Annotated in this window: 13 protein-coding genes and 1 pseudogene; 3 read left to right on the forward strand and 11 right to left on the reverse strand. The window is 66.0% G+C overall.

Going from position 1 to position 11,392, the window contains the following annotated elements:
- Window positions 1-181: pseudogene (locus tag GPT33_RS13800) on the forward strand (Uma2 family endonuclease); the annotation flags it as partial.
- Between the two features lie 95 nt (window positions 182-276).
- On the opposite strand, the gene GPT33_RS13805 reads toward GPT33_RS13800, so the two are convergent.
- The 11 genes from GPT33_RS13805 to GPT33_RS13855 form a co-directional block, all read right to left on the reverse strand.
- On the reverse strand, window positions 277-735 hold the full coding sequence (locus GPT33_RS13805) for a PAS domain-containing protein (RefSeq protein WP_296809883.1): 459 nt from the start codon (window positions 733-735) through the stop codon (window positions 277-279).
- Window positions 736-813: 78 nt separating this feature from the next.
- The gene (locus tag GPT33_RS13810) at window positions 814-2,532 is read right to left on the reverse strand and encodes a hypothetical protein (RefSeq protein WP_296809885.1); all 1,719 of its coding nucleotides are present in this window, start codon (window positions 2,530-2,532) and stop codon (window positions 814-816) included.
- Window positions 2,529-4,028, reverse strand: coding sequence for a proton-conducting transporter membrane subunit (locus GPT33_RS13815; protein ID WP_296809888.1), 1,500 nt, complete (start codon window positions 4,026-4,028; stop codon window positions 2,529-2,531). The genes GPT33_RS13810 and GPT33_RS13815 overlap by 4 nt, the downstream gene beginning before the upstream one ends.
- The gene (locus tag GPT33_RS13820) at window positions 4,025-5,497 is read right to left on the reverse strand and encodes a proton-conducting transporter membrane subunit (protein ID WP_296809890.1); all 1,473 of its coding nucleotides are present in this window, start codon (window positions 5,495-5,497) and stop codon (window positions 4,025-4,027) included. The genes GPT33_RS13815 and GPT33_RS13820 overlap by 4 nt, the downstream gene beginning before the upstream one ends.
- A gap of 4 nt (window positions 5,498-5,501) precedes the next feature.
- Window positions 5,502-5,810 (reverse strand): NADH-quinone oxidoreductase subunit K, encoded by a 309-nt coding sequence (locus tag GPT33_RS13825; protein WP_296809892.1) that lies wholly within the window; start codon window positions 5,808-5,810, stop codon window positions 5,502-5,504.
- Window positions 5,807-6,499, reverse strand: coding sequence for an MnhB domain-containing protein (locus tag GPT33_RS13830; protein ID WP_296809894.1), 693 nt, complete (start codon window positions 6,497-6,499; stop codon window positions 5,807-5,809). Before GPT33_RS13830 ends, GPT33_RS13825 begins: the two co-directional genes overlap by 4 nt.
- Window positions 6,500-6,511: 12 nt before the next feature.
- Window positions 6,512-6,841 carry a DUF4040 domain-containing protein gene (locus tag GPT33_RS13835; RefSeq protein ID WP_296809896.1) on the reverse strand — a complete coding sequence of 110 codons (330 nt, stop codon included), beginning with the start codon at window positions 6,839-6,841 and terminating at the stop codon, window positions 6,512-6,514.
- On the reverse strand, window positions 6,832-7,128 hold the full coding sequence (gene mnhG, locus GPT33_RS13840) for a monovalent cation/H(+) antiporter subunit G (protein ID WP_296809898.1): 297 nt from the start codon (window positions 7,126-7,128) through the stop codon (window positions 6,832-6,834). Before mnhG ends, GPT33_RS13835 begins: the two co-directional genes overlap by 10 nt.
- Complete coding sequence (locus GPT33_RS13845) at window positions 7,115-7,396, reverse strand: monovalent cation/H+ antiporter complex subunit F (protein ID WP_296809900.1); 282 nt, start codon at window positions 7,394-7,396, stop codon at window positions 7,115-7,117. The genes mnhG and GPT33_RS13845 overlap by 14 nt, the downstream gene beginning before the upstream one ends.
- Window positions 7,393-7,914: a Na+/H+ antiporter subunit E gene (locus tag GPT33_RS13850; RefSeq protein WP_296809902.1), complete on the reverse strand. Its 522-nt coding sequence runs from the start codon at window positions 7,912-7,914 to the stop codon at window positions 7,393-7,395. Before GPT33_RS13850 ends, GPT33_RS13845 begins: the two co-directional genes overlap by 4 nt.
- Window positions 7,914-8,051, reverse strand: a complete 138-nt coding sequence (locus GPT33_RS13855; RefSeq protein ID WP_296809904.1) for a hypothetical protein — start codon at window positions 8,049-8,051, stop codon at window positions 7,914-7,916. The genes GPT33_RS13850 and GPT33_RS13855 overlap by 1 nt, the downstream gene beginning before the upstream one ends.
- Before the next feature lie 230 nt (window positions 8,052-8,281).
- On the opposite strand from GPT33_RS13855, the gene GPT33_RS13860 reads away from it, so the two are divergent.
- Window positions 8,282-8,623, forward strand: coding sequence for a hypothetical protein (locus GPT33_RS13860; RefSeq protein ID WP_296809906.1), 342 nt, complete (start codon window positions 8,282-8,284; stop codon window positions 8,621-8,623).
- Window positions 8,624-8,976: 353 nt separating this feature from the next.
- Window positions 8,977-11,392, forward strand: a 2,416-nt coding sequence (locus GPT33_RS13865; protein WP_296809908.1) for a hypothetical protein, incomplete at its 3' end; no start/stop codon positions are given.

Raw genomic sequence — 11,392 nt, forward strand, 5'->3', positions numbered from 1 at the left:
GGAGCAGGCACGCGCCATCGAGGAATCCGCGCGTGCCGAGCGGGAAGCGGAACGTGCCGAGCGGGAGGCAGAACGTGCCCGACAGGCCGACGCGCGGGCGAACAAGGAACAGGCGCGTGCCGAGCAATTGGCCGAGCGATTACGTGCCCTGGGAATCGACCCGGACGCCGGGTCGAATTAAACCGCGCCAACTCCGACAGTGATGGGAGCTGGCGCGGCCATGCCAATCCAATCCAACACACGACGCATACCGCACCGGGCGGGGTTCAGGCCCGATCAGGTCTCCCGGTCGGCCACGCGCAGCATCTCCTTGAGCCGTTCCAGTTCCTCCCGAGCATGAACCTGCTCGGTGACGTCGTACTGGACGCCGAGGAAATAGATCAGCTTGCCTTGGCGATCGTACAGCGGTCGAATGGAGAATCGGTTGTAGAACAGCGTCCCGTCCTTGCGATAGTTTCGTAGCGTCACGGTGGTGCGCTTGTGCTCGCGAATCGCCTCGCGGACCTTCTCCAACCCCTCCTGGTCGCGGTCTTGACCCTGGAGGATGCGGCAGTTGTGCCCGACGATCTCCTCGCGGCTGTACCCCGTGATCAGCTCGAACGCCTCATTGGCGTAGACGATCGGGTTGTCCTCTTGATCCGGATCCGAGAGTGTAATTCCGTTGATCGAGGTATCAAGGATCTGCGACAACACGAAGGGGATCAGATCCGCATCTTTGTCGGCGACGAAATCCATGGCGTGCTCTCTGCGTTGTTTCGTATCCGCCAGAGGTTAGAGGCTTTCTGCGCGAGCGGCAATGTTTGCACGCCGACCTCAACCACCCAACCAAGCCACTGTCGCACCGAGCAGCACCAACATCGCCAAGGCGGACTCCCAGCGCATCAGCCTTGCCTCGGCATGCCGCGCGAGCGCGCTTGGAAACGGACTCGATGCAACTGCCGCGAGCGCGTCCAGGATGGCGTCTCGCCAACCCGGCAGTCGAATCCGCGCGATGTAACGCACCCAACCGCGCAGGGTGCACATCCACGCACGCACCGAGCGCAACGGGTTCGACCAAGCAGTCGAATCGCGTGCGGACCGATGTCGCGAGCGCAGCGACGCGAGCCAACCGATCGACAGGGCGCCGGCGAGACCCGCGATCGTGACTGCCGCGCTTAAGGACCAGACGGGCGCATCGGCCTGAATCGGCGACCACAGGCCGGTCGGCGGGTATCCGAGCAGGCTTGTCGCCGCGCCGACGGTTGATGCGACGAGGAGAGCAGCGCCGAGCGTCAACCGGCCGCGCGGATGCCTCGAGCGACTCGCGGTACCCTCGTGCCGAGTCATTCCCGCGACAAACCGGCCGAGCAGCAGCGCAACCGCGATTGACGGCCACCAGAGACCGGCGAGGGAAACGATGCCTGCATCCATCCGAAGCGCGAAGATCGGCAGCGGCGCGAGCACGACCAGCACGACTGCGAGCCAAGCCATCGCCAAGCGCAACCTCCGGCGCCGGGTTGGCCGGGCGTCGTCCAGCAGGACGCTTGCGGCCAGTGCAACACCAGATTGCAGCGCAACCATCGGCAACAGGGCCGCGATGGCGGCACCCGACTCGGGTCGTTGCAGCGCGGCCGCGAGCGCCCACAGCCATTGCGCCGTCAACGCCATCAAGACACTGCCCGCAAGCGCGCGTTGCCCTGCCCACGAAAAACCCCCGATCACGGCATACGCCGCGGTCGCGAACGCCAACCCGTGAAGCGCCGTCCCGGCGGTGCTCCAGGCCATCTCGCCCAGCGGCAAAAGACGCAACCAGCCGAGCAGACCGGCCGCGGCGACGAAGCCGATCAGCGCGACACGCACCCCGAGTGTCGTCGACCCGAACGCGGGCAACAGCCAAAGGTGCACGCCCAACACGCCGGCCTTGACCCCGAACCCGAGTGTCATGAGGGCCAGCACGAATGCCGGGCTGTCGGTCGCCGCCACAGCCCCGCGCAGGGCGGCAAAGGAGGTCCCGCCGGCCGCATGGGCGAGGATCAAGAACAGCTCGAACAGCAGCAGGTCACTGAGCACGAGCAGGATGACCAGCCGTCGGCCGGCCGCGCGCGCCGCGCGCGTCGCCGCCTGCAGGATCAGCGCGTAGACCGCATAGCCCGCCAGCGTCCCGGCGGCGAACCACAAGAGTCCGTCGTCCGCCAAGGCGAGAGCAAATCCGGCTCCCGTGGCGAGCAGCGCCGGCAAGGCCGAACGCCGTTCCCAGGCATCGCCGGGTCGTCGACCGACCATGAGCGTGCCCGCGACCAGCCACAGCAGCGCAGTCGTCGCCAGAAAGACCCGCCCGGTCGCATCGAGTGCCAGCCCGCTCCCCAGCAGCGTTTCGGGCAGCGCCAGCGTCAGGTCGGGAATAAGCAGTGCAACTGCCAGCGCGGGCGCGGCCGACCAAGGCAGGAGCTCGATCACCCATGGCCGTGACGCGCGAATCGCCGACAGGGATGCGGCGACGAAGGGCCAAACCAAGGCAAACAACACCGCCGACTCGCCGAAACCCCAGCTCACGGTCGTGTGAACTCCTGCTCTGCGATAAAGCGTGCCCACTCCAGCGGACTGAAGGGCATCGCCGCGAAGAGCCCCGCCAAGACGGCGGCCAGCGCCGTGATCAGGGGCGGCCACAAGAGTGCGCGTGCGGTCTCGCGACGCCCGAATTCCCGCTCCTCCGGCCAGGTCGCGGGCGGCTCGCGGAACCAGGCGGCATGGAGGATCGGCAGGAAATAGGCGGCATTGAGCAGACTGCTTGCCGCCAGGACCACCAGCACCCAATGTTGGCCCGCATCCAAGGCGCCCAGTCCCAGATACCACTTGGTGATGAAGCCGGCCACCGGCGGTGCCCCGATCATCCCGAAGGCTGCAACGGTGAAGGCGACCATGGTCCAGGGCATCCGACGGCCCACGCCGTTCATCTCGCTGACCTTGTGGATTCCCAGGGTCTCGGCCAGATTCCCGGCGCAGAAGAACAGCGTGATCTTCATCAGCCCCTGATGCACCAGATGCACCAGACCGCCGACGGTGGCGATGGGGCTGGCGATGGCGACGCCCAGGACGATGTAGGAGACTTGACTGACGGTCGAGAAGGCGAGTCGCCGCTTCAGATCATCCTGGAAGATCGCGCGCAGCGATCCGTAAATGATGGTCGCCGCGGCGAGAATGGCCAGCGGCAGCGTGACCCCGAGCAGGGCCGAGAACTCGACCCCGAAGACCTCGTAGACCACACGCACGATCCCGAAGGCACCGGCCTTCACGACCGCGACCGCATGCAGCAAAGCGCTGACCGGCGCCGGGGCGACCATGGCCATCGGCAGCCAGGCATGCAGCGGGATCAGGGCGGCTTTCACCCCGAGACCGGTGATCAGAAAAATGAAGATGAGGATCAGGGCCGGATGATGCGATGGATCCAGCTCGGAGACGAACCCGCGCGGGGTGAACTCCAGCGTCCCGGTCAGGGTATAGAGCCAGACGATCCCGAGCAGCATGAGGGCACCGCCGCCGATCGTATAGGCCAGATAGACCTGACCTGCCCGGCGCGCGACCTCGGTGCCGCGATGCACCACCAAGGGGTAGGTCGCCAGGGTCAGCATCTCGTAGAAGAGCAGAAAGGTCAGCATGTCGGCGGCCATGGCCACCCCGACGGTGGCCGTCACGCACAGGCTGAAGAACCCGAAGAAGCGGCTGCGATGCGGCGAGCCCTCGAGATAGCCGATGGCATAGATCGTCGTGACCAGCCACAGCAGGCTTGAGAGGACCAGAAAGAGAAGTGCCAGCGGTCCCGCGCGCAGGGCCAGATCCAAGCCCGGCAGAAAGGCGATGCGGACCTCGTAGGTGTGCCCGTGGGCGACGCCCCAGAGCATGACGCCCACCAGCGCGAGCTTGGTCAGGGCGCCTGCCAGGTTGAGCGTGGTGCGCAGGCGTACGCGCGATTCGTCGAGACCGAAGATCAGGAGACCCGGCACCAGGGAGCTGCACAGGACCAAGAGTGGAACCCAGGCGTCCAAGGTCATTGCACCGCGACCTCCGCCTGGATCCCGAAGGGGTTGCCGATCTCGAGCACGATTAGAGGCTGGGAGACAATCAACCCCATCAGCACTGCCGCCACGGCCAGTGCGAAAGCGACCCACTCCATTGTCGCCGGCACGGGCTGCGCCTGATGCGGGTTCTCGGACTGGGTAAAGGCATAGCCGACGACCTTGAAGACATAGGTTGCGGCCAGAACGCCGCCGAGGATGATGACGATCGCCCAGCCCCAGCGACCCTCGGTCAACGCCGCCTCCAGCAACAACCATTTGCCGATGAATCCGCCGCTCGGCGGCAGCCCCATGATACTCACCCCGGCCAAGGCAAAGGCCGCCATGCTCAGCGGCAGTCGCTGCACGACCCGATCCAGATCCGCGATCCGATCATGCCCGCCGAAGCGCAGCAGGTTCCCGGCAACCAGGAACATCGCCGTCTTCGCCAAGGCATGGGAGAGCGCGAGATAGAGCGCACCGCTCCAGGCCGTGGCCCCGGTCCCGACGGCCAACGGAAAGGCCAGAAACAGATAGCCGATCTGTGCCACCGTCGAATAGGCGATCAGGAGCTTCAGGCGCGTCTGAATCAGCGCCTGGATCGAACCCCAGAGGACGGCAGCTGCGCCGAGCAGACCCAGCAGGGTCGCGACCCCGCCCGCGATCTCGCCGAAGAGCTCGATCCAAAGACGCACCAGCAGATAGAAGGAACCCTTGACCACGAGCGCCGAGAGCGCGGCGCTGACCGGCGCCGCAGCGCTCGCATGCGCCGGTGGCAGCCAGAAGTGCAGCGGGAAGAGCGCCGTCTTGAGCATCAGGCCGGCGCTCATCAGGCCCATCGCGGCCCAAGTGGCCGGCTCCGCGGCAATCCGCTCCGCCAGCAGGGCGATATCGACCGTCCCGTAGGCGTGGTAGAGCAGGGCAACTCCGAGCAGGTAGGCCAGTGACCCGAGCAGACTCACCAACAGATAACGCATCGCCCCGACCAGCGCGTCCGCACCACCCGCAATCGCCGTGAGCGCCACCGCCGAGAGGCCCAGGATCTCCAGCGTCACGTAGAGGTTGAAGATGTCGGCCGAGAGGAAGAGCGCATTGAGCGCCGTCAACAGGAGCAGCCAGAGCGGCCAGAAGGCCTGCCCGCGGGCCGGGGTGTCGCGGAAATAGGCGGCCGCGTAGAGGCTGATCCCGAGACCGACGACAGCGGTCATGAGCAGCATCGCGACGCTCAACCCGTCCGCATAGAGGTCGACGCCAAGGGGCGCGCCCCAGCCGCCGATCGCCAGGCGCTGCGGGCCATCGGCAAAGAGGCTCGGAACCTGGAGGATCACGGCGCCGAGGAGCGCAACGACACTGAGCAGTCCGATCGGTGTTGCCCGGCGTCGCATCACGAACGCGAGCAGTGCGCCGGTCAGGGGCAGCAGGATGGGTGCGGTCAGGCCGCTTTGGAGCCACACAGCCGTATCCATCGGGCTAGCGCTCGTGCTCGTCGGGTAAGCGGGCGCGCCCGGTTGCTCCCGCGACACGCAGCATGAGACTGAGTGCCAAGGCCGTGGCGGCGACCGCCACCACGATCCCGGTGATCACCATCGCGTGCGGCACCGGATCCGGGATCCCCGACGCCGTGCGACCTGCCAGGCCGGCCAGCACCAGGAAGACCCCGCTGCCCATCACGTTGAACGCCAGGATCTTACGCAGCAAATGGGCGTGCACGATCAAGGCATAGAGACCGAGCACGAAGAGCCCGAGCCCCGTCAGTGCATACAAGACCGCCGGTGTCATGGATGCGCCTCCGGGCGTCCGCCGAGGAAGAGTGCCGCCAGGGTCGCCCCGATGGCGAGGCTGGCGATCGCCTCGATCAGCAGGATGAGTGCGCCGGCCCATTCGAGCGGATAGTCCAGCCAAACCGCTCCGAAAAAGAAGGCGACCAGGCCCACGAGGATGAAGATCGACACGCCCGAGACCAGAATCAGCCGCAGCGGCCACCCGGCCAGCGCGACCGGTAGTCGCCAGCCCGTGAGGGTCAGAACCACACCGGCCGCACCGAGCACCGCGCCCGCTTGGAAGGCCCCTCCGGGCGATGCGCTCCCCGCCCACAAGAGATACCCGGCAACCAGGAGCATCAAGGGCGCATAGAACCGGCTCAATCGGTCCAGCATGGTGCCCGGCCGCCGATCGGCGAACGGCGATCCCTCGGCCAAGGACCAGACGCCGGCCAGCGCCAACAGCAAGACGACCAGCTCGAGCAGGGTGTCGTAGCCACGGAAATCAAGCAGCACGGCCGTGACCGGATGCGTCACCCCGGTTTCGCCCATCGCCGCCTCGACCTGTGCGGACAGGCCCGGCGATTCGGACGGGAGCGAGAGGACGGCGAGCGCGAGGCCGCCGAAGATCACGGCCAGAAGCGCGATCAGGAGCAGATGCCCGGCGCGTGCGCCAAACCCCATCGGTGTCACGTCAAAACGCCTCATCGGCGAACGAGGTCATGGCTCGGCATCTCGGCGTTCCTGCGGCTGAGTGTTCTCTGTTCGGCTCGACTGTGCGTGTTCGTCCGCCCGCGCCGACAGCGGCAGCCGTGCGAGCGCTGCGAGCAGCAAGGCCCCGGTCAAGCCGGCACCGATTGCCGCTTCCGCCAGCGCGATGTCCGGGGCGTCGAGCCGGACCCAGACCAGCGCCAGGGTCAGGCCGAAGCCGACGAAGAGGACCACGGCTTCCAGCAACCCGGGGCTCGCCAAGGCCCGCGCCGCGAGCCAGAGGAGCAGCAGTGCGAGCAGGCCATCGATCGCCCAAGCGACCTGTCCGATCAGGTCCATGGCTCGATCCCGCGGCGCAGCGCCGCACGCGCGACCAGATGGCAGGCAAAGGCCGAGGCGACCAGAACCAAGAGCCAAATCAGCGCCAGCTTGCCCACCGCAGCAAACGACTCCGCCTGTACTGCAAGCCCGGCCACGATCAGCCCGAGCCCAAGGTTGTCGGCCTTGGTCAGAGCGTGCAGACGGGTGTAGACATCGGGGAAGCGCAGCAGCCCTACCGTCCCGGCGAGAAAGAAGATTCCGCCGAGGATCAGCAGTCCGGCCGAGACGATATCAGGGATCGACATGGCCGTCGTCCCCCTCGCCGCTCCAACTCCGGCGCACGAAAGCGACCATGGTGACGGCGGCCAGCAGGGCGAACACCAAGGCGACATCGCGCACCGCCGGGTGACCGGATGCCTCCGCGAGCAGCAGCAGGACCGCGACGGCCGTGGTGCCGAACAACTGGGCCGCGAGCATGCGGTCCGCCGGGGTGGGTCCACGCAGGATCCGCCAAAGTCCCGCGGCCAGCGTGAGAATCAAGACGAGGGCAAGTGCGAGATACAACAGGGTCATGGTGTCTCGGCATGGGTGCTCGGCGGCGTGCTCAGCCGAATGTGGAAGAGCGCGGCGACCTTGGTCTCGAGGGCTGCCAAATCCGCTTCGTTCGAAACACGCTGATCAAGGATATGGACGATGAGGTTATTCCGAACGATCTCGGCACTCAAGGTTCCCGGCAGAAGGCTGATGACGGCCGTCATGACGATACGCGCCCGACCGGGCGGAAGACGCAGCCGATAGGTCAGCATGCCGGGCGCGATGGGGAGGCTCGGCGCACAGGCGCGCCAAGCGACATCGACCCCGCCGCGCAGCGACCACCAGAGGAAGAAGGGAACGAAGCGGGCAAATCCGACCGCGGACCAAGGCACCGGACGCGACAGCGACAGACTCAGGGCGGTGGCGAGCACGACGAAGAGACCGCCGAGCGGCCAAGAGCCGGGCTGCCCCTCGGTCAAGATCCACCACAGCAGCGCGAAGAGCGCGAGACGCAGCGCCAGGGTTCGTACAATCGGCAGTGGCCCTCGCAGTCGCATCAGTTGTTCCCGACCGGATCGAGGTCGTTGAGGGCCTCGTCCGGCCAGAATCGCGTCCCGAACAGGGTCGCTTCCAGGCGCATGCCGGACTCGGTCACGCGATAGATGGAGACCCCTCGGCTGAACGGCCTGGTCATATTGCCGCCCTCGCCGGAGACCGAGCCCCGCGCCTCGGCGGAGACCTCAGAGACCTTCGGCGGCGGCGAACGACGAACAGAATGCCAGGACCACGAGGACATTGGTCAGGGGTGTGAACGTCTGCATGGTTTGAAGGATAACCTCCGGAGCGCATCATGCACACCTTGAGCGGGTCGGCCGTGTGGCCATTGCACGATCTCGCGATGTCCTTAGATCGGATGCAAAGCACGTGCTTCACGTGCTGCACGTGAACGACGTGCATCTTGAAACTGTTCCCTGTATGAAACGAAATATCACCCTGTCGATTGACCAGACCCTGTTGACAAAATTGCGTGTCATCGCCGCACAGCGATCGACATCCGTCTCGCGGATGCACGCGGATGAGCTGTCCACCATGGTCGAGCAAGCGGAACACAATGAGCAGGCCAAGCGCGCTGCGCTCGACGCCTTGGAGACCGGCTTCCATCTGGGTGGAAAATCGGTCGCTCGGGACGAGCTTCATGAAGGTCACACGCAAGATTCCGCAGCCGCTATCGCCGGCAACGGCAATGGGTCTGATCGGCGCCTATAGTGTCTGGCAAATCGAGATACCGACGGTTACGACGGTGCTTCATGCCACGGAGATTCAAGAACGTCATCAGTTGTCCTTTTGGGATGCGATGATCGTGGCAACGGCATTGAGCGGCTGTGCGGAAGTCCTGCTCTCGGAAGGCCTAAGCCACGGGCAAGTCATCGAGGGGGATCGAGTGGAGAACCCTTTTCTGCATTGATCGGCGCGCCGTTCTTCAGTCGTGTTCCTCCGTGCTTCCGAGCGTCCGCACCATCGACGCTCGCGGTGCTCTTCCGAAGCTGAAGGTTGCCGGGCAGCCGATGTATACTGCTCGACTGTCGACCCCTCCGTTCGATCCTCCGATTTGATTCGATATGGCAAAGAAGCAAAAGCGACCTTCCGTCAAGGCCCGTCAGCAGACCTGCGCGGTCACGCCCGCGTCGGCGCGTGCCGATCTCGATGCCGGGCGCTTTCGCGAGGCGATGGCGGGCTTCAAGGAACTGCTCAAGCAGGCCCCGGCGGGCGAAGACAAGGATGGACTTCGGATCGGGCTTGCCGATGCCTACGAGGGGCGCGCGCGACAGCTCGGCGCCAAAGGAATGCACAAGGAGGAGCTGGTCATGTGGGAGAACCGCGCCGCGCTGGGGGCGCTCCCGGTGCATCCGGATCATGCAGTTTGCCTCCTCCGTCTGGGACGTGTCGCTCAGGTCATGCCGGTGCTGGATGACGTCTCCTTGAAGGCCGATCCCGAGTCCAGGGCGCTGTTGCTCGGCCACCTGGCGGCCCAAATGCTCGCCGGTACCGCCGGGATTGCCGAGTCCCTGCCCGGGGATGACCCCATCCGTGTGCAAGCGACCGTCGCCGAGGAGGCCCTCGATGCCTATTGTGTCGGCAACGATCAGGCGCTCGCGCAAGCGCTGAAGGCGATCCCTTTCCGCTCGCCCTATCGCGATCTGGTTCAGATCCTCAAGGCACTGAGCCGTCTCGACCCCGCCGCGCGCGATCATCGCGGCGACTGGACCGAGGAGGCGCGCAACGAGGCAGCCAAACTCCTGGACCGCGTCGAGGACAACTCGGGCTTCGCCCGCTTACGCGATGCCGCACGCCTGGCGCTGCTCTCGGAGATCGAACTGGCACCCAAGCTTCGCGAGATCGGCCCGGCGACACGCGATCTGGTCTTCTCTCTGCGCGGTTGGCCCGCCGAGCGTGCGATCCTCTGGAACGAGCTGCAGACGCTCGGCAATGCGCCGCAACCGAAAGAGCTTCTGCGTCTGATGTTTCGGCATCGTCGAGTGCTCGGCGAGACCTGGGTTCACGAGCGTGGACTGCGTCTGCTCTTGCCGAAACCGCAGACCGGTGCGAAATGGTGGATCGAGGTCGGCGGCAAGCCGCTGAGTAAGATCGACGGATTTCTTCTGGATGCCTGGGAGAGCGAGGCCGCCAACGATCCCTGGAACGTCGCCAGCTATTGGCAGGACTACGCTGACCTCTTACTGGATGCCGCCAAGTATCGTGTCGCGCCCGGCAGCGATACCGCGTTGCGGATCGCGCTCGTGCGGCGTCGCGCCGAAACCCTTTTCAAAGTCCTGGAGCGCCTGGAGCCGGATTCCGACCCTGAGTCCTTGCCGGGGATCATTACGGGCGAATTGGAGGCAAGCCTCAACCACGACCCCGACGACCGAGCCACTTATCTGACCCTGATCGCCTACTACCTGCGCGGGGGCAAGGCGCTCAAGGACGCCCGCCGGATCCTCAAGCTCGCCCAAGAACGCTGGCCGAGCGACAAGGCAGTTCTGACCGCGGCCATGGATATCGCCATTGCAGGCGGGGCCTTCAAGAAGGCGGCAACCATCGCGGCCGACATCTTGGCGGTGGATCCGATCAACAGCGGGGTGCGCGAGCGACTGGTGGAGGCGCATCTTTCACATGCGCGCAAAAACCTGAGCGATCAGCGTCCGGATTTGGCGATGCGCGCGCTTGCCCTTGCCGAGGATTGGAGTCGCACCGAGCGCACGCGTGAACGTTTGGATCTGGTGCGCGGTCTCGCCGAGCTGCTCGCGTTCGATCCGCGGGGCGAGGCACGTTTGCAGGCTCTTGCCGAGAATCTCGGCAAGGGGCTGGCCGCACGCCTCATTCTCCTGCTGGAGGCCGGCGCCTGTGGTATTCCCGGCGCCCGACTGTTGAAACAGCTCGGACTCGCCAAGGCACCCACACCCGACGAGTCGGACCTGCGTGCCTTCTTCTCGCGGGTTCGGGCGCATCTGGATACGGGCGCCAAGCTCCCGAGCGAGGTCGGGAGCGCGTTGAAGGGACCGCTCAAGCAGACGGCCCGGCTCAAGCTCGACCAGGGCGAGATGGAGTCGATCTGCGAAACCCTGCGCCGTACCGACCTGCACGACGTGCGGTTGGCCTTCGCGGATGCCGCCTTGAAGCGCTGGCGCGGCGAGCCGGTCTTCGAGCTCCATGCGTTCGAGGCCCGTCACCGCGGTGTCGTGCCCTGGAACGTCCCGATGCACGAGACGCTGCGCTTGGAGCAGGCGCTCGAGCGCGCGCGCGACAACGGCGACTCCCGTCTGGTACATCGGATCATCGAGGCCCTGAGCGGACCTTCGTTGCCCTTCGGTACGCCGCCGCGCGGTGGTTTCGGTGGCGGATTCAACGAAGACGAGTGGGATGACGAGGACGAGTATGACGACATCGACGCCCCGCTCGTCGACAGCGACGCGGCCGGGAGGTCGATCGCGCTCTTGGCCGACATGATTCGCACGCTGGGGCCGAGCGGCTTCCGCG

Source organism: Thiocapsa sp., assembly GCF_011390875.1.
Classification (GTDB): Bacteria; Pseudomonadota; Gammaproteobacteria; order Chromatiales; family Chromatiaceae; genus Thiocapsa.